The sequence below is a fragment of the Culturomica sp. genome (assembly GCF_003524185.1).
Taxonomy (GTDB): Bacteria; Bacteroidota; Bacteroidia; order Bacteroidales; family Marinifilaceae; genus Culturomica; species Culturomica massiliensis.
Genome location: NZ_DOED01000006.1, coordinates 1 through 19,594, shown reverse-complemented (window position 1 = coordinate 19,594; position 19,594 = coordinate 1). Strand labels below are relative to the sequence as shown.

21 protein-coding genes, 2 tRNA genes and 2 pseudogenes are annotated in these 19,594 nt (G+C 41.1%); 19 read left to right on the top strand and 6 right to left on the bottom strand.

What is annotated here, in order from left to right; all coding sequences use genetic code 11:
• The first annotated feature begins 69 nt into the window (after positions 1 to 69).
• From DD657_RS01580 to DD657_RS01565, 4 genes are all read left to right on the top strand, one after another.
• On the top strand, positions 70 to 936 hold the full coding sequence (locus DD657_RS01580) for a glycosyltransferase family 2 protein (protein ID WP_287048191.1): 867 nt from the start codon (positions 70 to 72) through the stop codon (positions 934 to 936).
• Positions 933 to 2,021, top strand: coding sequence for a glycosyltransferase (locus DD657_RS01575; protein ID WP_287048189.1), 1,089 nt, complete (start codon positions 933 to 935; stop codon positions 2,019 to 2,021). Before DD657_RS01580 ends, DD657_RS01575 begins: the two co-directional genes overlap by 4 nt.
• A gap of 197 nt (positions 2,022 to 2,218) precedes the next feature.
• The gene (locus DD657_RS01570; protein ID WP_068691081.1) at positions 2,219 to 2,473 is read left to right on the top strand and encodes a hypothetical protein; all 255 of its coding nucleotides are present in this window, start codon (positions 2,219 to 2,221) and stop codon (positions 2,471 to 2,473) included.
• Positions 2,464 to 2,784, top strand: coding sequence for a type II toxin-antitoxin system RelE/ParE family toxin (locus DD657_RS01565; protein ID WP_287048188.1), 321 nt, complete (start codon positions 2,464 to 2,466; stop codon positions 2,782 to 2,784). The genes DD657_RS01570 and DD657_RS01565 overlap by 10 nt, the downstream gene beginning before the upstream one ends.
• A 200-nt stretch (positions 2,785 to 2,984) precedes the next feature.
• Here DD657_RS01565 and DD657_RS01560 read toward each other — a convergent pair whose 3' ends face one another.
• On the bottom strand, positions 2,985 to 3,326 hold the full coding sequence (locus DD657_RS01560) for a type II toxin-antitoxin system HicB family antitoxin (protein ID WP_118773514.1): 342 nt from the start codon (positions 3,324 to 3,326) through the stop codon (positions 2,985 to 2,987).
• Between the two features lie 65 nt (positions 3,327 to 3,391).
• On the opposite strand from DD657_RS01560, the gene asnB reads away from it, so the two are divergent.
• From asnB to DD657_RS01520, 8 genes are all read left to right on the top strand, one after another.
• Complete coding sequence (asnB, locus tag DD657_RS01555; RefSeq protein ID WP_287048186.1) at positions 3,392 to 5,272, top strand: asparagine synthase (glutamine-hydrolyzing); 1,881 nt, start codon at positions 3,392 to 3,394, stop codon at positions 5,270 to 5,272.
• Between the two features lie 35 nt (positions 5,273 to 5,307).
• The gene (locus DD657_RS01550; protein WP_118773516.1) at positions 5,308 to 6,279 is read left to right on the top strand and encodes an SDR family oxidoreductase; all 972 of its coding nucleotides are present in this window, start codon (positions 5,308 to 5,310) and stop codon (positions 6,277 to 6,279) included.
• 124 nt (positions 6,280 to 6,403) lie between these two features.
• Entirely contained in the window at positions 6,404 to 7,669 is a 1,266-nt protein-coding gene (locus DD657_RS01545) for a nucleotide sugar dehydrogenase (RefSeq protein WP_287048182.1), read from the top strand.
• 168 nt (positions 7,670 to 7,837) lie between these two features.
• The gene (locus DD657_RS01540) at positions 7,838 to 8,173 is read left to right on the top strand and encodes a type II toxin-antitoxin system RelE/ParE family toxin (RefSeq protein ID WP_021989295.1); all 336 of its coding nucleotides are present in this window, start codon (positions 7,838 to 7,840) and stop codon (positions 8,171 to 8,173) included.
• The gene (locus DD657_RS01535; RefSeq protein WP_021989294.1) at positions 8,157 to 8,459 is read left to right on the top strand and encodes a helix-turn-helix domain-containing protein; all 303 of its coding nucleotides are present in this window, start codon (positions 8,157 to 8,159) and stop codon (positions 8,457 to 8,459) included. Before DD657_RS01540 ends, DD657_RS01535 begins: the two co-directional genes overlap by 17 nt.
• A gap of 223 nt (positions 8,460 to 8,682) precedes the next feature.
• On the top strand, positions 8,683 to 9,810 hold the full coding sequence (locus tag DD657_RS01530) for a glycosyltransferase family 4 protein (RefSeq protein WP_287048180.1): 1,128 nt from the start codon (positions 8,683 to 8,685) through the stop codon (positions 9,808 to 9,810).
• Positions 9,811 to 9,913: 103 nt separating this feature from the next.
• Positions 9,914 to 10,861, top strand: a complete 948-nt coding sequence (locus tag DD657_RS01525) for an NAD-dependent epimerase/dehydratase family protein (RefSeq protein ID WP_287048178.1) — start codon at positions 9,914 to 9,916, stop codon at positions 10,859 to 10,861.
• 10 nt (positions 10,862 to 10,871) lie between these two features.
• The gene (locus DD657_RS01520) at positions 10,872 to 11,822 is read left to right on the top strand and encodes an MraY family glycosyltransferase (RefSeq protein WP_287048177.1); all 951 of its coding nucleotides are present in this window, start codon (positions 10,872 to 10,874) and stop codon (positions 11,820 to 11,822) included.
• A gap of 112 nt (positions 11,823 to 11,934) precedes the next feature.
• Here the strand turns inward: DD657_RS01520 and DD657_RS01515 are convergent, their stop codons facing one another.
• The gene (locus DD657_RS01515; protein ID WP_287048175.1) at positions 11,935 to 13,827 is read right to left on the bottom strand and encodes a PAS domain-containing sensor histidine kinase; all 1,893 of its coding nucleotides are present in this window, start codon (positions 13,825 to 13,827) and stop codon (positions 11,935 to 11,937) included.
• A gap of 341 nt (positions 13,828 to 14,168) precedes the next feature.
• Here DD657_RS01515 and tnpA point away from each other — a divergent pair.
• The 4 genes and pseudogenes from tnpA to DD657_RS01495 all read left to right on the top strand — a co-directional run.
• Positions 14,169 to 14,531, top strand: a pseudogene (gene tnpA, locus DD657_RS01510) (IS200/IS605 family transposase); the annotation flags it as partial.
• Positions 14,532 to 14,679: 148 nt separating this feature from the next.
• Positions 14,680 to 14,829, top strand: coding sequence for a hypothetical protein (locus DD657_RS01505; protein WP_287048173.1), 150 nt, complete (start codon positions 14,680 to 14,682; stop codon positions 14,827 to 14,829).
• A gap of 101 nt (positions 14,830 to 14,930) precedes the next feature.
• Positions 14,931 to 15,245 carry a helix-turn-helix domain-containing protein gene (locus DD657_RS01500; RefSeq protein ID WP_287048171.1) on the top strand — a complete coding sequence of 105 codons (315 nt, stop codon included), beginning with the start codon at positions 14,931 to 14,933 and terminating at the stop codon, positions 15,243 to 15,245.
• The gene (locus tag DD657_RS01495) at positions 15,238 to 16,572 is read left to right on the top strand and encodes a type II toxin-antitoxin system HipA family toxin (protein WP_068691060.1); all 1,335 of its coding nucleotides are present in this window, start codon (positions 15,238 to 15,240) and stop codon (positions 16,570 to 16,572) included. Before DD657_RS01500 ends, DD657_RS01495 begins: the two co-directional genes overlap by 8 nt.
• Before the next feature lie 69 nt (positions 16,573 to 16,641).
• Here DD657_RS01495 and DD657_RS01490 read toward each other — a convergent pair whose 3' ends face one another.
• A complete protein-coding gene (locus DD657_RS01490; protein ID WP_287048169.1) occupies positions 16,642 to 17,100 on the bottom strand; it encodes a DEAD/DEAH box helicase family protein in 459 nt (152 codons plus the stop codon).
• A gap of 198 nt (positions 17,101 to 17,298) precedes the next feature.
• Here DD657_RS01490 and DD657_RS01485 point away from each other — a divergent pair, with 198 nt between their 5' ends.
• Positions 17,299 to 17,514: a hypothetical protein gene (locus tag DD657_RS01485; RefSeq protein ID WP_287048167.1), complete on the top strand. Its 216-nt coding sequence runs from the start codon at positions 17,299 to 17,301 to the stop codon at positions 17,512 to 17,514.
• A 270-nt stretch (positions 17,515 to 17,784) separates the two neighbouring features.
• On the opposite strand, the gene DD657_RS01480 is transcribed toward DD657_RS01485, so the two are convergent.
• From DD657_RS01480 to DD657_RS01470, 3 genes are all read right to left on the bottom strand, one after another.
• A tRNA-Cys gene (locus tag DD657_RS01480) sits at positions 17,785 to 17,855 on the bottom strand.
• Between the two features lie 65 nt (positions 17,856 to 17,920).
• Entirely contained in the window at positions 17,921 to 18,274 is a 354-nt protein-coding gene (gene folB, locus DD657_RS01475; protein ID WP_021989289.1) for a dihydroneopterin aldolase, read from the bottom strand.
• A 378-nt stretch (positions 18,275 to 18,652) separates the two neighbouring features.
• Positions 18,653 to 19,102, bottom strand: a complete 450-nt coding sequence (locus tag DD657_RS01470) for an energy transducer TonB (protein WP_068691055.1) — start codon at positions 19,100 to 19,102, stop codon at positions 18,653 to 18,655.
• Between the two features lie 140 nt (positions 19,103 to 19,242).
• Between DD657_RS01470 and DD657_RS01465 the strand changes: the two genes are divergently transcribed.
• A tRNA-Val gene (locus DD657_RS01465) sits at positions 19,243 to 19,317 on the top strand.
• A gap of 158 nt (positions 19,318 to 19,475) precedes the next feature.
• Positions 19,476 to 19,594: pseudogene (locus DD657_RS15205) on the top strand (IS256 family transposase); the annotation flags it as partial.

Genomic DNA, 19,594 nt, shown 5'->3' with positions numbered 1-19,594 from the left:
TTGTAATTGTTTTATTTTCAGATCATTAAATCTCTGAAAATGTATAACTGATTTTGAACAGGTACTTATATGGTTACAATTTTTACCCCCACTTATAACCGGGCATATATTATCGGTAAGCTGTACGGGAGTTTGCTGGAGCAAACCGACCGGAATTTTGAATGGCTGATCGTCGATGACGGGAGTACGGATAATACCCGGGAGCTGATCGGTTCTTTTATCCGGGAAGACAGGATTTCTATCCGTTATTTCCGGCAGGAAAACGGCGGCAAACACCGGGCGATAAATCGGGGCGTACGGGAAGCCGCCGGGGAGTTGTTTTTTATTGTGGACAGTGACGACCAGTTGACGCCGGAAGCTGTGGCACGGATTGTTTACCATTACGAAACGGTCCGGGAGGATAAAACCTTTGCCGGAGTATGTGGTTTAAAAGCCTACTTTTCCGGTGAGAAGGTTGGAAGGGAGTCGGATTTTGGCATTCTGGACTGTAATGCATTGGATTATCGGTTTAAGTATGCGATCAAAGGGGATATGGCAGAAGTTTTCCGGACGGGAATATTACGGGAATACCCTTTTCCGGAAATGGAAGGAGAGAAATTTTGTCCGGAAGGCTTGATATGGAACCGGATCGCCCGGAAGTACAGACTCAGGTATTTTTATGAAAAGATTTATTTGTGTGATTATCTGCCCGATGGTCTGACGGCCGGTATTGTAAAATTACGGATGAAAAGTCCGTTGACATCGATGACTTATTATAGTGAGTTATATCATAGTCCTATCCCTTTTTTGCAAAGGATGAAAGCAGCTGTGAATTATTGGAGGTTTGCATTTTGTTCGGATCGTTATTTTTCTGCTAAGATCAGACAAATCGGTTTTTGTTCTTTGCCCTTATTTCCCATTGGTTTTTTGTTACACTTGAAAGATAAGCGTTCATGAAAATATTGCAGGTCATCACTTCTCTCCGGATGGGTGGGGCAGAGAAACTGATTGCGGATATGGTGCCTTTGTACCGGGAGCATGGTTATGAAGCGGATGTTTTGCTTTTTGACGGAAGCGACACTCCTTTAAAAAAGGAGTTGGAGGAAAAAGGAATCCGGGTGTTTCAGGTGGGGCGCAGTACAAAAGTTTATAATCCGTTGTTTATATTGAAATTAGTTCCTTATTTAAGGCAATATGATATCGTTCATACCCATAACACGGCGTGCCAATATTTTGTAGCACTTGCGAAGCTGATTTCCGGCAGTCGTGTACGATTGGTCACGACAGAGCATAGTACGACTAACAGGAGACGGGAAACCCGGTGGTTTCGTCTGGTGGATAGATGGATGTACGGTTGTTACAATGCTATAATTACTATTTCCGGTAAAGCGACAGACATGTTGTCGTCTTATTTGGCGAAGGCCGGGAAAATATATACCGTATATAATGGCATTCACCTGCCTGTGTTTTTTAATGCCGGACCGTTCGCTAAAAATGAAATAATGGCGGGAGAGTTTTTTTTAGTGTCTATGGTTGCCGGTTTTCGGGAAGAAAAGGATCAGGATACACTTATCCGGGCAATGGCTTTACTTCCTGACAATTATTCCCTGTGCCTGGTCGGAGATGGAGCCCGTCGTCCTGTTTGTGAAGAATTGGTGAAAAAACTGGGGCTGGAGAGGCGGGTTGTTTTCCTGGGAGTAAGGAATGATGTGCCCCGTTTATTGAAAAATTCCGATGTCGTAGTTATGTCCTCGCATTGGGAAGGATTCGGGTTGGCAGCGGTAGAAGGTATGGCTGCCGGTAAGCCGGTTGTTGCTTCGGATGTTCCGGGGCTGGCTCAGGTCGTCGACGGAGCCGGAATTTTATTCCCTGTTGAGGATGCCCGGGCATTGGCCTTTCATATTGAGCATTTGATGAATGATCAGTCCTGGTATCAGCAGATTGCCGGGTTGTGCCTGCAACGGGCTTCTGAATATGATATCCGGAAAACCGTGGATGCTTATGAAAAGATTTACGAGGATTTATATAAAGGCCGGATTTAAAAAAAGAGGGGATAGGGTTGGTTGTATGGTAAATTTGCTTTGGATTTTCGGGACATTACTTCTGTTTTCGGCTTGGATTTTCGGGATTTAATTCGGTTTGGCGTGCGATAAATGATTTTGAATCAGATATTTTAATAATTAATTGATTCTAAAGTTCCCGATAAAAGTTTATATTTGTCCTATAAAATCTGATGGTTATGGAAACGGTGAATTTAGATGGTATACGAATGAATATTTTCCGGGAGATTATGAAACTGGATGAGGTGAGTTTACTGGAAGTTTATAAATATATGGTTTCCAGACACATGTGTGATAAGGCAGCAGAGAAAGAAGTTGTAAAGGAAGTGTTGTCTTCTTCTGTTAATGAAGCCTTGAAAGCGCAAAAGGAGGGAAGATTGTGTTCTACTGAAATTGCAATGGGCAAACTTGATCAGGAAATGCAATGGAAATAAACTGGACTCCGCAGGCTATTGACAGTTTGATAGAAACGATACATTTTATTCACGATCATTTGGGAAATAACGTTGCCCGTAAAATTCGTTTGATGATAGAAAAAAAGGTGGGGTTACTTGCAGAAAATCCATTGTTAGGGAAAGTGGCAGAGGAATATGCATTCAATCAAACGGAATTCCGTTTTCTAATAATTAATAAAAAATGTAAGGTGTTTTATTTTATAAATGATGGTTGTGTACATATTGTTTTGGTATGGGATAATCGTCAGGATATTATCGGTTTAAAGAAGTTGTTGAATGAAAAAGATTAAATATTCTGATAATTATAAATAAAATGATTGCGGATATCATGGAATAAGTCAACTGACTTGTTATCCTGTTGAGAAATCGACAGGATATTTTTTTGCGTAAAATATTCATGTTTTTAGGTTGAGGCCGGTCGAAAATGATGTGCTCCCCGAAAGTTTCGTGTCTGACTTTCAGGGGGCACTTTACTTTCGCTCGGTTTCCTTTAAATTCCGGAAAATTTTAATTGGTTTTCTACTGCATCTTTGATGAGGGAGTTGATGGTTTTGCCGGAAGATTGAGCCAAAAGGGCAATCCTGCGGTGTATTTCCGGGGACAGACGGACATTCAGAACACCTGTATATGATTTTTCCGGTTTCAGGTTATGTTCTTCACAATAGGCCAGGTAATCGTCGGCAGCCTGGTGGAAGGCCTTTTTCAGTTCTGCAACAGAAGTCCCTTCAAAATTGACGAGACCATTGATTCCCTCTATTTTTCCGAAAAATACGTCATCTTCTTCACTGTAAGCAACTGTGCCGATAAAACCTTTGTATTTCAGTATATTCATGTTGTGTGACTTTATAATTCGGATTCCTCTTTTTATTTCTAACCTGTTAAAAAAAATATAATCTTATGTGTGCAATTGCCGGAATATTCAGTAAAAGTGAGGGAGTGGATAAGCAGGAACTGGAACGGATGTGCGAACGGATGAAATTGCGGGGGCCGGACCGGGGAGGGCTTTACGCGGGAAAGCAGGTCGGGCTGGGGCATCGCCGTTTATCGGTTATTGATTTAAGCACGGGCGATCAGCCTATGTTTTCGCCCGACCGGAGCGTGGTGATCGTTTTTAACGGGGAGATTTATAACTTCCGGGAGTTGCGGCAAAAATTAGAAGCGCAAGGACAGGTGTTTGTGACACAGAGCGATACGGAAGTAATTCTGAACGGTTACAGGCTTTATGGCATGGAGGGGATTCTCCGGCAACTGGAAGGTATGTTTGCTTTTGCCTTGTATGATACGGTTAGCGGAGATTTCTATCTGGCCCGGGATAAATTCGGGGAAAAGCCTTTGTTTGTGCGGGAGGAAAAAGGGAAGGTGAGTTTTGCTTCGGAGCTGAAAGCCTTTGCTCCCGGTTTGGAGCGTTTTCATCTGGATACGGAAGCTTTGAATTATTTTCTGACACTGAGTTATATTCCTGCTCCTTATACGATTTACCGGGAAATCCGGAAACTGATGCCGGGCGTGTACTGGAAGATTACGCCCGACGGAGACCGGAGGATTTATCGCTATTATCATCTTGCGGAGCAGTTTTCCGGGGAAAAAGAGCAGCTTTCTTTCGAAGAAGCGAAACAGGAGCTGAGGGAACGGCTGACAGAATCGGTCAGGCGGAGAATGATTGCTGATGTACCGATGGGGGCTTTTCTGAGCGGGGGAATAGATTCGAGCATTGTTTGTGCGATTATGAGCCGGATTTCGGAGGAACCCGTCCGCACTTTTTCCATCGGATTTCAGGAAAAGGATTATGATGAGAGTGACAGGGCCAGATTGGTGGCGGAACACATCAAATCCTGTCACCGGCAGTATACCCTGGATTACAGGGATGTGGTAAAGGAACTGGACGACCTGATCCTGTATTATGATGAGCCGTTCGGGGATTCGTCGGCCATTCCTTCTTTTTACGTGGCCCGGCTGGCCCGGAAAGAGGTAAAAGTGGTACTGACGGGGGATTGTGCAGATGAGGTGTTTGCTGGATATGAAAAGTATCTGGGACATTATTATGCGGAACGTTTCCGCCGCTTGCCCCGATGGATTCAGGCTGTAATCCGCCGAGCCGTAGAATGGTTGCCTTACAACCGGTTTACGAACAATATATTGCGCAAGGCCGGTAAAGTGATAGAGAATGCGGGGCTGGAAGATTTTGATTTGTATTACAACCTGATGTCTCTGGGATTCCGGGACGATGAACGTACAAGGCTGCTTTGTCCGGGAGTTTTCCGGGACATTAAGCCGGAAATCAGGGCAAGATATGATGTTTTGCAGGGAGGTCCCGTATTGACCCGGGAACAGTTGACCGATGTGCAGGTCGTGCTGGAAGGGGATATGTTTGTGAAAGTCGACCGCGCCTGTATGAAGAGTTCCCTTGAAAACCGGGCTCCGTTTATCGATTCCGGAATTGTGGAGCTGGCTTTCCGTCTGCCGCCGGATTACAAACTGAAAGGAAGGAATAAAAAATACATTCTGAAAGAAGCCTTTAAAGATCTGCTTCCCCGGAAGACTTTTTCTTTTTCAAAACGGGGATTCGGTGTGCCGGTCGATTACTGGTTCAGAAATGAGTTAAAGGATGAACTGAAAGCCTTACTGGACAAAGAACTTATTGAACGGCAGGGTATATTCCGGTATGGGGAAGTGCAGCGGTTGTTGACCGAGCACCTTTGCGGCCGGAAAAACCATAAAGCAAAACTCTGGAATCTTTATGTGTTCCAGAAATGGTATTTAAATCAGAGTAAAGCATAAAAGAAGGTTTCAGTTGAAAATTAATAATTGATAATATGCGAAAGGTATTGGTTACTGGTGGGGCCGGTTTTATCGGTTCCAATCTTTGTGAGGCTTTGCTCGGGCAAGGCGATGAGGTTTGTTGTCTGGATAATTTTGCTACCGGGAAGATCGGGAATTTACTTCCGTTATTGCAACGGTATCCGGAACGTTTCCGGCTGATTGTCGGAGATATCCGGAAACCGGAAGATTGCCGGAAAGCGGTGGAGGGAATGGAATATGTACTGCACGAGGCAGCTTTGGGTTCCGTCCCCCGGAGTATCGACGATCCGGTGACGACCAATGAAGTGAACGTCACTGGTTTTCTGAATATGCTGGTGGCGTCGCGTGATGCAGGCATAAAAAGGTTTGTTTTTGCGGCAAGTTCGTCCACTTACGGCGATTCGAAGGAATTGCCTAAAACGGAGGAAGTAATAGGCCGTCCTTTGTCTCCCTATGCCGTGACCAAATATGTAAACGAACTCTATGCCGGTGTATTTGCGGGAACCTATGGGTTGGAATATGTCGGTTTGCGTTATTTCAATGTGTTCGGCCGCCGTCAGGACCCTTTCGGAGCCTATGCAGCCGTAATTCCTTTGTTCGTAAAAAAATTGATGGCACATGAAAGCCCGGTTATCAACGGGGACGGAGAGTATAGCCGTGATTTCACCTATATCGACAATGTTGTCCAAATGAATATACTGGCCATGACGGCTGAAAATCCGGAGGCTGTGAATCAAATCTATAATACAGCTTTCGGAGAACGTACAACATTGAATCAATTGACCGGTTATTTAAAAGAATTTCTGAGCGAATTCGATCCTGAGATCGCAAATATAGAAATTCAACATGGCCCCAACCGGGTCGGGGATATTCCGCATTCGCTTGCTTGTATTGATAAGGCCAAAGATCTGCTTGGCTATAATCCGCAATATTCTATGCGGGATGGTTTGAAGGAAGCTGTCCGTTGGTATTGGGAGAATATTTGATAATTGTAGATTTTAGATTTACGATTTTAGATTGCTTTATCCTGAAAAATGAATAGCGTGATTCAGTGAAAAAGTTCCGTTAAAAATCGGAAGCAATCTTCTCTTAATTAATCAGAATGAATTTATGAAAAATGTAAAAATTGCCGTAATCGGTCTCGGTTACGTAGGGCTGCCTTTGGCCCGTCTGTTTTCGACCAAATATACGACAATCGGTTTTGACATGAACCGTTCGCGGGTGCAGGCATTGATGGCCGGACACGATTCGACCCTGGAAGTTCCGGACGAATTGTTGCAGGCCGCTTTGAAAAACGGATTCAGATGTACTTCCGATCCGGAGGAAATCCGCGGTTGTAATTTTTATGTGGTGGCTGTTCCGACTCCGGTAGACAAAAACCATAATCCCGACCTGACACCCCTTTATAGGGCGAGTGAAACGGTGGGGAAAGTGATTTCTGAAGGAGATATCGTAGTGTACGAGTCGACGGTGTATCCCGGAGTAACCGAGGATGAATGTATTCCGGTGGTGGAAAGGGTGTCGGGATTGAAGTTCAATGCCGGTTTTTTTGCCGGTTACTCTCCGGAACGCATCAATCCGGGAGACAAATTGCACACGGTGGAAAAAATCAGAAAGGTAACTTCCGGGTCGACTCCGGAAATAGGGAAAAAAATCGATGCGGTCTATGCTTCGGTAATTACTGCCGGGACCCATCTGGCTCCTTCGATCAAAGTGGCCGAGGCTGCCAAGGTGATCGAGAATTCGCAGCGGGATATCAATATCGCTTTTGTTAACGAATTGTCCAAGATTTTTGCCTGCATGGGCATCGATACACAGGAAGTGCTGGAAGCGGCTTCTACCAAATGGAATTTCCTGCCTTTTAAACCGGGACTTGTCGGGGGACATTGTATCGGTGTCGATCCTTACTATCTGGCACAATGTGCTCAGGGATATGGCTACAACCCGGAAATTATACTGGCCGGACGGAGGATGAACGATGGCATGGGGGAATATGTGGCCAATCAGGTCGTAAAGCTGATGTTGAAAAAGGGAATACAGGTGCTGGAGGCCAAAGTTCTGATACTGGGCTTTACGTTTAAAGAAAACTGTCCGGATGTAAGGAATACCAAAGTCGTGGATATTGTCAGGGCTTTACAGAGCTATAATGTGTGTGTGACGATTTACGATCCCTGGGTGAATCCCGGGATTGCCCGGAAAGAATACGGCATAGAGGTCGTAGGCCAATTAACCGATATTCAGTATGATGCCGTTATTTTGGCGGTGGCCCATGATCAATTTAAAAAACTGGAAACCGATCGGATGGTTAAAGCCAGGCATGTTGTTTATGATGTGAAGGGCGTGTGGGAAAAAGAGGTCGTAGATGGTCGATTATAAGTATACTTAGTCTTTGTGGCGTATTCCTTGTTTTCTCCAATAATGATTCTAAAATAATTAGATTAATGCTTTTTAATTCCTTTCATTTCTTGTTGTTTTTCCTGTTGGTGTAGAATGATTTTTGTCCAATGAGTTGTAATATGTTGAAACTTTTTTTACTTTTGAAACGTGAAACAAGAAAGGAAAATTGTAGCATATAAGCATTATTTTTTGGATTTTATTTCTTCATTGAATGAAAAAGAAGCCATTAAAATATATTATGTGCTTGATATGTTAAAGGTTCAGAATCGGGTCCCTGTAAAATTCGTTAAGTATTTGCGGGATGGGTTGTATGAAATCCGGGCTGAATGGAATCGTAATATTTATCGGGTTTTCTTTTGTTTTGATGAAGATAAAATAGTGGTATTATTTAATGGTTTTCAGAAAAAATCACAGCGTACTCCACAGAATGAAATAGAGAGGGCATTAAAAATAATGGAGGAATATTATGACAGTAAGAAATGAGCAAATTGTAGATATCGATGCCATCATGAATGAAAAATTCGGACAGGTGGGGTCTGAGGAACGTGAGCAGTTCAGACGGGATGCCTATGCTTATTGTATGGGTCAGGTGATTTATGAAGCCCGTAAAAACGAAAAGATTACACAGTCAGAATTAGCCGCCCGGATCGGTAGCAGTAAATCTTATATATCCCGAATAGAAAAAGGATTGATAGAACCGAGTGTCGGGACTTTTTATCGTATTATGGATGCTTTGGGATTGAGGATTGAGATTGTGAAACCTGTGTAGTAAGATGAAAAATTAGGGTAGGCATATATTGACTGAAATTTTTGTTATAGAATTAATTTAAGGTATCTGGGATTCCAGGTACCTTTTTTTTGTAATAAAGGATTATATGAAAATCACTTTAATCGGTGGTTCTGTTTTTTGATGTAACGATTGTTATATTATAGGTTAAGAGTTGCCCTGTCGGTTTCCCGGCAGGGATTTTTATTTTCTGAATTTCGAATTTATGAAACTTTTTTTTGTGGTCAATGTAGACTGGTTTTTTATATCCCACAGGCTTCCGTTGGCTTTACAGGCCATAAAGGATGGGTATGAGGTGTATTTGCTTACGGCGGACACCGGAAGGAGGAAAGAACTGGAAGCTGCCGGAATCCGTTTTATCGCTATTCCTTTTGAAAGATCCGGCCGGAATCCTTTTCACGAGCTGAAATGCCTGTGGCTGCTTTGTAAATATTACCGGATTTACCGTCCGGACGTTATACACCATATCACTTTGAAGGCCGCATTGCTGGGTTCTTTGGCCGCAAAACTGACTTTTTCCCGGAAGGTGGTGAATGCCATCAGCGGTTTGGGCTATAATTTTACGGACGGACGTAACGGTGTTGTGCAGAAAATGATTCGTTTTTTAATCCGTATAGCGTTTAAAAGCCGTCATTTTTCTTTTATCCTGCAAAATCCCGACGATGTGAAAATGATCTCCGGGCTTCACCTTGTGCCTGCTTCCCATATACATCTGATCAAAGGTTCGGGTGTCGATTTGGACCTGTTCAGGGAGACGCCGCCGGAGGAGAAAAAGAAATTGCATATTTTATTTCCGGCCCGGATATTACGGGACAAAGGGGTCATGGAATTTATCGGCGCGGCCCGGATGATACGGGAGGAGATCGCCGGGAAAGCCGTGTTCCTTTTGGCAGGAGACTGCGATAAGGGGAATCTGGCTGTTTTGAAAGAGGCAGATTTACTCCCTTTGCTGGACCCCGGATACGTGGAATGGATCGGATTCCGGAAGGATATGTATGCGGTTTACCGGGAAAGTGACATCGTTGTTTTGCCTTCTTACCGGGAAGGATTGCCCAAGTCATTGATAGAAGCTTGTGCAGTGGGGCGGCCCGTTATCACGACGGATGTACCCGGCTGTAGGGAATGTGTCCGGGAGGGATGGAACGGCTTTTTAGTGGCGGCCAAAGACTTCCGGATGCTGGCAAAGGCCATATTGGAACTGGTGAGGAACGGCGGGTTGAGAAAAGAGTTCGGGCGGCATTCCCGTTTGTTGGCCGAACAGCAGTTTTCCCTGAAAATAGTGGTGGAAAAACACATGAAAATCTATTCGGGACTTGTCGCTTCAAATGAATAAGTCCGTTGACTTATTTCATATTTCCCTATGCATCTTGTTTACACACTGTTAAAACATTGAAATGCATGGTTAATTTAAAACGGTTACTTAATTGATAGGCTTTATGAATGTTTTACTTACCGGAGTCCACGGTTTTGTGGGCTCTAATCTTGTCGTGTCCTTAGGTCGGGAACATCGGTTATTCGGGTTGGATATCGTCAGCCCTGAAAAAGAGGGGATTGTAAAGACTTATTCCTGGGACGACCTGGAAACCGGACAATTGCCTTCCGTCGATGCAATTATCCATTTGGCAGGAAAGGCGCACGATACAAAAAAACGGACCAGGGCACAGGAGTATTTCGATATCAATACGGGCTTGACTCAAAAAGTTTTCGATTATTTTTTAGCTTCTGAGGCCCGGAAATTTATCTTTTTCAGTTCCGTAAAAGCGGCGGCCGACTTTGTGGTGGGAGAGGTACTGACGGAAGATATTATTCCGGTTCCTAAAGGTCCCTACGGGGAAAGTAAGATCGCTGCCGAAAAGTATATTCAGGAAAAACTGGCGGTATTCTCCCCGGCACACTGCGGAAAAAAAGTATATATCCTGCGTCCCTGTATGATACACGGCCCGGGCAATAAAGGGAACCTGAATCTTTTGTATCAGGTGGTGAAAAAAGGACTGCCCTGGCCCTTGGGAGATTTTGATAACAGACGGTCGTTTACTTCCATCGACAACCTCAGTTACGTGATTGAAGAATTGCTTGCCCGTAACGTGGTTTCCGGCATTTATCACATGGCGGACGACGAAGCCGTTTCAACGAATGAATTGATTGAACTGATGTGTGAAGAACTCACAAAATTGCCTCATATCTGGAAAATCAATAGAAATCTGATGAAAGGCTGTGCCCGGGTGGGTGGATTCCTGCATCTTCCCCTGAACATGGAGAGGCTGGCCAAGCTGACGGAAAATTATGTCGTTTCCAATACAAAGTTAAAGCAGGCACTAAATATCCGGTATATGCCCGTCAGGGCCAAAGAGGGATTAAGAAAAACCATTCGTAGTTTCCGGTAAATCCAATGATATGTACTACTTTATTTTACTTATTGCTTTATTATCGGCAGAACTTTTATATTTTCGTCTAGCCGACAATTTTAATATCATCGATAAGCCGAACGAAAGAAGTTCTCATACCCGGATCACTTTACGGGGAGGCGGCATTGTATTCCCTGTGGGAATTTTAATCTATTTTTTCAGTAACGGATTTGAATATCTCTGGTTTGTTTCCGGACTTCTGCTGATTGCCGGAGTGAGCTTCGTCGACGATATCCGGGGAGTATCTCAAAAAAACCGGTTGTTATTTCACATGACCGCCATGCTCTTATTATTTTGCCAATGGGAACTGTTTTCCTTATCCTGGTATTATTTATTCCTTGTTTTAATCTTTTGCATCGGGATTATCAATGCTTATAATTTTATGGACGGGATCAACGGCATAACAGGTGGTTACAGCCTTGCCGTTATCGGAATGTTTTGGTACATCGACCGGTACGTCGTATCATTTATCGATCCCGGTTTACTTTACGTGACAGGTTTGTCGTTGCTGGTCTTTAATTTTTTCAATTTCAGAAAAAAAGCGAAATGCTTTGCCGGTGATGTCGGTTCCGTAAGTATGGCCTTTGTGATCTTGTTTATATTGGGGAAACTGATTCTCCGGACCCAGGATTTGAGCTATATGATTCTGTTGGTTGTATATGGAATAGACAGTTTGCTGACAATCGTTCACCGCATTATTCTGCGTGAAAACATATTCGAGGCACACCGGAAACATGCCTATCAGTTGCTGGCAAACGAATTGAAATGGCCTCACACATATGTCGCAACGATCTATATGGTATTGCAAATATTGATATTTGTGGGTTACGAGTGGCTTCACGAATGGAGATTTTATTATCTTATGGGCGTTGTCCTGACTTTAAGTTTTATTTACTGCGGCCTGATTGGTAAATACGGTAAATTGCACTGTAATCATTGAGTGTATTTTCTCCGGATATTTGCTTCGTTTTAATTCGGCGCTGCACTTACAGGCAGAACGGAGTCTCATGGCCTGAAAATGATGTGATGTACATTCGGTAATTATTTCCGGTTTAAAAATTGCCTGATACCGACTCGTTTGCTTTTTTGATCCGGCAAGGTAATGTTACTTTAAATGTACTGCCGGCTCCGACTTTTGAGTCAACAGTGATATTCCCTTTCATCATATCGACGATGGATTTGATGATAGGTAGTCCTAACCCGACACCTTGTGCGAAGGGATCCAGTTTCTCAAATCTTTCGAAAATAATTTTTAACTTGTCTTTCGGAATACCGTGTCCTGTGTCCGTAACATTTATTTGGACATTTTGCTTATTCGTTTTATATGAGATTTCTATATGGCCTTGAATTGTATTCTTTTGGGCATTAGAGATGAGCTTATTCAGGATTTGTTTGGTTTGAAGCCTGTCAAGTTCGACGATATAGTCCTGCTTTGGAATTTTAGACAAAAGTTTTACATTGGGAGGAGTATGGGGCGTGTTTTCAACGATCGTTTCAGCAATCAAATCCGATAAATTGAACCAATCCGGGTGAAGTTCGGTGTGACCGGCTTCTATTTTAGAAAAATCCAGAATATCATTGAGTAATTTGAGTAATAAATTATTATTCTGGTCTATCAATGTATAATAGAGTTCGAGTTCTTCCGTATCGGTCAGGTTCGGGAGCAGACTTGAAAAACCGACGATGGCATTCAACGGGGTACGGATTTCGTGACTGATATTAGCGAGAAAGGCAGATTTCAACCTGTCGGATTGTTCTGCTTTATTTTTGGCCTTGATAAGTTGTTCTTCTGTTTTCTTTAACTCGGTAATATCATAATTGATAGAGATAATTTCGATGATATGATCTTGTGGAGCATATTTGTTCAGTAGCAGATTGACGTGTGTCCATGTATAACTTCCGTCTTCTCTGATAACTCTTACCTCACGACTCAGCTTGTTGCCTTGCCCTTTTTTTACATCGCTGATGAATTGATTGATCACAGCCCGGTCTTCGGAATGAAAATGCTCGTAAATGCCGATGATTTCCGATAGCGGGCGTCCTTCTTGTTCCCCGATATTTTTATACCAGCTCTTTAAAGCATAGCCTTCATTCGTCAAAATATTGCAATTGGCGTATCCCACCTTGGCATAATCCCCCACGAGTTCAAAATAACTTTCGAATTCCTGTATTTTATTGTAGGCAATGGTTGTTTCCGTTTTATCTGCATTAATCAGTAAATAGTTGATCGGATTTCCTTTATTGTCATACAGAACTGTCACTTTCGTAACAAGATCGATTGTACCTGTCTTTTTCCTCGTTTTATAATATCCGTTGATTTTTGAGAAATCGTAACGGAAAGTAAAATCTGCATCCTCTTTCTTCTTCAGCTTCTCTTTCATTTCTTCCGGAAAAATCGGGTTGTCAAAAATATTGATTCCCAATAAATCTTCTTTCCGCTCCAGATAAAACAAATCCAGTTCTTTATTATTTAAGTCGACCAGAATTCCGTCCTTGTCATATAATTCGATCCCGACAGGTAAATTCTTGTATATGTTGTATAAAATTTGCTCACTGCGTTGCAAAGCTTGATACGCCGATGCCATATCAGGACCGTCCTGGGCTTCTGCTATACCGTAAATTTTATTTTTCCCGTTTTCATCGGTTCTTTGAAAACAGATTTTACTGCGTATCCAAATTGCCCCCTTACAGGTATCCAGCAAATAAACAACTTCAGGTATTTGTTGGTTGTTGTCAAAAGAATGTACCGTTGTATAGTGTTGTTCTTCCTTAATTATGCGTTTATTAAAGTCGTCGAAACTGATAACCCCGTCTTCTTTTAATCCCAGCAATGTCGAGATATACCCGGAGCAAATATAGTTTTGGCTTTCTAAATCAGCTTCCCACCACCCCATATTGGCCTTTGTCATCAGTTCTGATAAAAAGTTGTTATCTGCTTTTTTCATATAAGGAAGATTTGTGATATGGAATATTTCACTAATAAAATGACATATTTCAGCTAGAGTCTTTCTTTAATATTTATACTCGCACTCAAAAGTTTTGACAAATATACGTAAATCTGAGTTATTTCGTTGAAATTTCGGGAATTGAAGTTCCGGCAAACAGCAATCTTCGAAACATATGTCAAATGTGTGATAACTGACCATTCTTTATCCCATTCCCTTGTTTTATATCGAGATTCAATAACTTTTGCAAGTTTAGTTTGATTTTTAATTCGCATATTTTTCAATCCTTTTGTAAATAAAAATCTATGGATAATCGTTGGAAATAAAATTCAGGGAGTGTATACAATATAGATTATCATATTATCTGGTGTTCTAAATATAGAAGGAAAGTACTTACTGGTGAAATTGAGTGTAGACTGAAAGAATTATTAATGCAGAAAGCAGATGAAAATGGATGGAATATAGAAAATTTAGAAATCCTGTCAAACCACCTGCATCTGTTTATCAAAGCCACTCCTTCCGATTCAGTTTCTCATATAGTATCACAACTTAATGGTTTTTCTTCTTTTGTGTTGGGAAATGAGTTTGCAACGCTTCGTTCGCGAATATCTACACTCTGGACACGTTCATTCTACGTAGAAACCATTGGCCATATTTCTGAAAACATTATCAAAAAAAATATTGATGAACAAAAAATGAAATAAAAATCGCTCTCATCCCATTCTTAAAAGAATAGGCTTTCCCGCTTTATTGCGTAAGTAAATTTTTAGATAGTGGGATAATGACTGAACAATGGGAAAAGAGATTTGAAGAAGAAAAAACCTTGTTTTAAAAAAATATGGATATAGTTCGGTGGCATATAGTATAAAAGAAAAGCTAAAAGATAAGGATTTAGAAGAACAAAAAGTCGGGAAACGGAAACAAAAAGCTGACATATTTGTGCCTGCACAAATAGTTACAAAAGGGGAAAAGGTTGGCAAAAAAGCTGGAAGAAAAATATAAAACAGATATAATACTTTAATTATAAATTATTATATATATAAAATATGCATATTATTTTATATTTAAAGTATTATTTTTATCTTTGAAGAAAAGATTATATAATGGAATGGACTTTTCTTAGTGAACAGGAAATATTAGAAAAGATGGGAGGGAGGGTACAGGCAATCCGTCTTGAACGTAACATAACTCAGAAAGATATTGCAGAGTGGAGTGGAGCAAGCCTGACGACTGTACAGCGTTTGGAAAAAGGGAAGCCTGTAAGTACAGAACATTTTGTCAGGATATTACGGGCTTTAGATATGTTGGAAAAACTGGAATTAATGTTTCCGGAAGCATTGCCAAGTCCAGTGCTTTTAAAAAAAATGAGGGGGGAAAAAAAATACCGGGCACGGAAAAAAATGAACAAAAATGACTAATAATATTGTTGATGTAAAAATTTGGGACAGTAATGTGGGTGTTCTTGTATGGGATAAGGACAAAGATATTGCAATATTTGAGTACGAACCATCATTTATAAAAAGTTCTCTCGAAATTGCACCTTTGGTTATGCCTTTAAGGACAGCAGAAGGGCAGAGGTATATATTTCCGGAAAATAGAAACAAATGCTTTAAAGGTTTACCTGGTTTAATTGCAGATTCACTACCCGATGCGTATGGTAACCAAATCATAGAGGATTGGTTTATTAGCAAAGGTATTCCGGGACTAGAAATTACTCCTTTAGACAGGCTTTGTTACGTAGGTAAGAGAGCCATGGGTGCTTTGGAATATTCCCCGGCAGCGTTTGATGCTGAATTGGAGGCTTCTTCAGTTATTGAAATCAATATATTGACAGAACTTGCGAAGAAGATCTTAAATGAGAGGGAAGCATTTCAGGTTTCTTTAAAGAATGCTGATAAAAAGATTATCGATATATTGAAAGTGGGGACTTCGGCTGGTGGGGCAAAGCCCAAGGCTATCATAGCCTATAATCCGAAAACTAAAGAGGTACGATCCGGGCAGGTAAAAGCGCCAGAAGGTTTCGGCTATTATTTACTTAAATTTGATGGCGTAGAAAACACGAAATTGAGTGATAATCCTATGGGCATAGGCAATGTTGAATATGCTTATTATAAAATGGCATTAGACTGTGGCATAAATATGTCGGAAAGTTCTCTTTTGTCAGAAGGCGATTATTCCCATTTTATGACAAAGAGATTTGACAGAACCGATGGCGGGGATAAAATACATATGCAAACACTAAGTGCTATTGCACATATGGACCGGGATATACCTCAATCTTATGAACGGGCTTTTCAGATTTTACGAATGCTTCGGTTACCTGCTGCAGACATTTCCGAATTATTCAGAAGGATGGTATTTAATGTCGTTGCCCGTAACCATGATGACCATGCTAAGAACCATTCGTTTCTCATGGATAAGAATGGGAAATGGTCTCTTGCCCCTGCGTATGATTTGTCTTTTGCCTATTCAGAGGGGGGGAGATGGATTGGACAACATCAGATGTCTGTTAATGGGAAACGCGATAAATTTGATTATAACGATCTGTTAATAGTTGGGAAACGTCAAAACATTCCACATCCTGAAACGATTATTGATAAAACGATCGAGGTTGTTTCACAGTGGAGGAAATATGCGAAAAATGCCGGAGTACGTCCGGAACATATGAATTCGATAGAAAAAACGCATTTATTACTTTCTAAACCAATTGTTTCACAATCTAAAAGGGAAGGTTTGAAAATGTAGTTTTTAATAATTTAAATATAATGTATTATATATATAATTTATATTTTATACTTTATATTTAAAGTATAATTATAAGTTTAATTGATAGCAAAAATTAAAACCGGCAAATTTATCAGTGCAGGCTGGTAAGGCCAGATCAACAAGGCTGAAACCGGAATCATCCTCGTTTTTGGTTTTTTTCTGCGTGATTTTGCTGTCAGAACAAATACATATGGGGTTGATCGGTTGTTTGGCCTCTGCCGTCCATTCGTTTAGTGTCTGTCCTGATAAGGATATGGAAGGAACCAGGAATAGGATTAGTCCTTTGCCTTCGGTTTCGTGTTCTGCAATCTTTAATGAGGTAAATGTTTTACCCGTTCCGCAGGCCATGATAAGTTTGCCTCTGTCATGTCCCGAACTTTTGAAGTATTCATGTGCTTTATTAAGGGCTTCTTCTTGATGCGGACGTAGTGTTTTACGCTGGGGACGGGAGGCTTCCCCGTGGATGCCTTGCTCCAGCTTTTCCCAATCGACAGGAACTTCTGCCAAATCGATGAAATTTGGTTATGGGATTGAAATATCAACTTGATTAAAAGTATTCTTTCATCATACTGAAAGATTTCCTGTCTTTGTAGTGAAAGATAAATGATTTTGAATTTACGGATATGATAAGACAGGACGAAATTGCTTTGGTTATAGATTCGCAAAGAGCTACTTTTTTGAAACAGGATTCTGGTTTCCATCACGATGGAAAAGGATGTTTTGAAAGAAGCCGTACAGGTGTGTCTGACGATAAATCATGAAAATTTCGACAGGGAGTATAACGGCCTGTTGAAAGCTATGCAGAATCTTGGACTACAAAAAGGGTTGATCATCACGCTTAATCAAAGTGATACTTTTGAAAAAAATGGTATGACAATTAAAATGATTCCGGCAAGCGAGTTTCTTATGGATGGTATTTGATAATATTCAAATGACACTCTTTTGATGTACGATTGATCTTTTTAAGGTCGATTTATATCGTTGTTTACAGACTGCATAATCTGAAAAAACTATCTTTTTCCTGTCATTTTCTGCAGATGGTGGTATGAATTTTAGTCAGAAATGAGTAGGGATACGGCTTTTTTTATTGAATTATTCTTTGGTGGTGCAAATGTCGTGCAAAAATGACAAATCACAGTAAAACAAAAACAGCAATTATTTGATTACCAAATAATTGCTGTTTGTTTATCGAGGTCGGTAGCAGAATCGAACTGCTTTAGACGGTTTTGCAGACCGTTGCCTAACCTTTCGGCCAACCGACCTTGTTGCGATTTGCGTTGCAAAGATATGACGTTTTTATTAATTACCAAAAAAAGGTACGGGAAAATTATTTTTCCAGTGTTACGCTGGTACTGCCGATTTTACCGCCTAACGGTGGGTTCATCTTCGAAATTTTGATTTTGGCGTACGTCAATTGAGGAAATGTTTCGTACAGGGCATTTAACATACGCTGCCCCACATGTTCCAGTAAATGGGAGCGTTTCATCATCTCCCGGGCAATGATTTCATAAGCCGTTTGATAGCTCAGGGCATCGGTGATCTGGTCGCTTTCGGCCGGCCGGCTGCAATCATAGTGTAAACATGCATATACCGTGAATTTGTTGCCGACAATTTGTTCTGCCTCAAAACAACCGTGATATGCAAAAAATTCCATGCCTTCTATTTCGATGATTCCGTTCATATGTGCTGAATTTAACAAATGATAAATGTACCGAAATCCGGTGTATTTTTGATTTCTGTTTGAATCCGGTGCAAAAATAGGGTATTAAACGATAGATTCCAATTTGTTTTTACGGGAGAAATAAGCTTGTATATAAAAAATGATAAGGGCCGGAAAACCGACCCTTAAACATTTACTAACTACTAACCTAAACCATACAAACTTATGAAAAACAATCTTTTTCTAAAGACGGTGCAAAGGTAGAGGTTATTCTCAAATATAAAAGGGTTGAATTGTTAAATAAAATTAATATTTACCTGTAGCAATGTTAAAAATTTATCTTTTCATTTCTTGGAAATGTGTTTTTTTATTTTTCAAATGACAAACCGGGAGTAAATGCTACTTCTTTTCCGGATCGACTAACTCAAATATGACAGGTATTTCATAAGTAACTGCAATGGGTTTACCCTGATATATGACCGGTTTCCATTGAGGCATTTCTTTGAAAAGGCGTAATGCTTCCGCATCGAGAAGAGGATGGACCGGTTGGGTGATCCGGAGACTGTCGACTATCCCGCTGGGCATAATCGTAAATTTAAGCACGACCGTACCTTGAATTGTCGAGTCGATGGCGGCTTGCGGATAGCTGAGTTGATTGAAAATATAGTCGCGTACATTTTTATAACTGAATGTAATGGGGGCAGGTATGGTTTTGGCAATTGTATCGGAAAACGTCAGCGTCGTATCCGAAGAAATAGTTATTCCGGGAGAGTAGGGTGTTTCTCCGGAGCCAGAGAGGCTGAGTAAGTATAATAAAAAGAAACAGACGGATCTCCCACAGATATTCATACGCTTATGTTTTAAAGGCAGTAAAGGTATAAAAGAATTCGAAAAGATATAAATGTAATATTTTTGGTAAACTTTTTACCGGATGTTTTGGAGAAAAAGAAAAAAGCACTACATTTGTCCCGCAATAAAATGAATTGCACGGGTTCTTAGCTCAGTTGGTTCAGAGCATCTGGTTTACACCCAGAGGGTCGGGGGTTCGAATCCCTCAGGACCCACCCCAGAGAGAAGCTTTAAGGCTTCTCTTTTTTTATTGCCCAAAGAAGGGGGATTCCGGGCGAAAGACCGGGAGGATTGTAAGCATAGATAGTGTTTCAAAAAGTGTGTAAATCCCATTTTGATTATTTTTGTAAAGCAACTTCAAAAATGATAGATTATGGAATTTACACATGAACAAATTTCGGAAATAATTTCTGAAATCACAAATGGGGAACAAGGTTTACAAGGCTTGGTAAAACAAGGCCTGGAGAGCTTAATGGTGTCTGAGCGTCGTCT

Bases quoted from the DNA above. Each gene is read 5' to 3' on its own strand.
- DD657_RS01470 (WP_068691055.1), bottom strand. From the start codon at position 19,102: ATGAATATCTGTGGGAGATCCGTCTGTTTCTTTTTATTATACTTACTC.
- DD657_RS01575 (WP_287048189.1), top strand. From the start codon at position 933: ATGAAAATATTGCAGGTCATCACTTCTCTCCGGATGGGTGGGGCAGAG.
- DD657_RS01580 (WP_287048191.1), top strand. From the start codon at position 70: ATGGTTACAATTTTTACCCCCACTTATAACCGGGCATATATTATCGGT.
- DD657_RS01485 (WP_287048167.1), top strand. From the start codon at position 17,299: ATGGAAAAGGATGTTTTGAAAGAAGCCGTACAGGTGTGTCTGACGATA.
- DD657_RS01570 (WP_068691081.1), top strand. From the start codon at position 2,219: ATGGAAACGGTGAATTTAGATGGTATACGAATGAATATTTTCCGGGAG.
- DD657_RS01545 (WP_287048182.1), top strand. From the start codon at position 6,404: ATGAAAAATGTAAAAATTGCCGTAATCGGTCTCGGTTACGTAGGGCTG.
- DD657_RS01495 (WP_068691060.1), top strand. From the start codon at position 15,238: ATGACTAATAATATTGTTGATGTAAAAATTTGGGACAGTAATGTGGGT.
- DD657_RS01520 (WP_287048177.1), top strand. From the start codon at position 10,872: ATGTACTACTTTATTTTACTTATTGCTTTATTATCGGCAGAACTTTTA.
- asnB (WP_287048186.1), top strand. From the start codon at position 3,392: ATGTGTGCAATTGCCGGAATATTCAGTAAAAGTGAGGGAGTGGATAAG.
- DD657_RS01530 (WP_287048180.1), top strand. From the start codon at position 8,683: ATGAAACTTTTTTTTGTGGTCAATGTAGACTGGTTTTTTATATCCCAC.
- DD657_RS01515 (WP_287048175.1), bottom strand. From the start codon at position 13,827: ATGAAAAAAGCAGATAACAACTTTTTATCAGAACTGATGACAAAGGCC.
- DD657_RS01535 (WP_021989294.1), top strand. From the start codon at position 8,157: ATGACAGTAAGAAATGAGCAAATTGTAGATATCGATGCCATCATGAAT.
- folB (WP_021989289.1), bottom strand. From the start codon at position 18,274: ATGAACGGAATCATCGAAATAGAAGGCATGGAATTTTTTGCATATCAC.
- DD657_RS01550 (WP_118773516.1), top strand. From the start codon at position 5,308: ATGCGAAAGGTATTGGTTACTGGTGGGGCCGGTTTTATCGGTTCCAAT.
- DD657_RS01565 (WP_287048188.1), top strand. From the start codon at position 2,464: ATGGAAATAAACTGGACTCCGCAGGCTATTGACAGTTTGATAGAAACG.
- DD657_RS01560 (WP_118773514.1), bottom strand. From the start codon at position 3,326: ATGAATATACTGAAATACAAAGGTTTTATCGGCACAGTTGCTTACAGT.
- DD657_RS01525 (WP_287048178.1), top strand. From the start codon at position 9,914: ATGAATGTTTTACTTACCGGAGTCCACGGTTTTGTGGGCTCTAATCTT.
- DD657_RS01500 (WP_287048171.1), top strand. From the start codon at position 14,931: ATGGAATGGACTTTTCTTAGTGAACAGGAAATATTAGAAAAGATGGGA.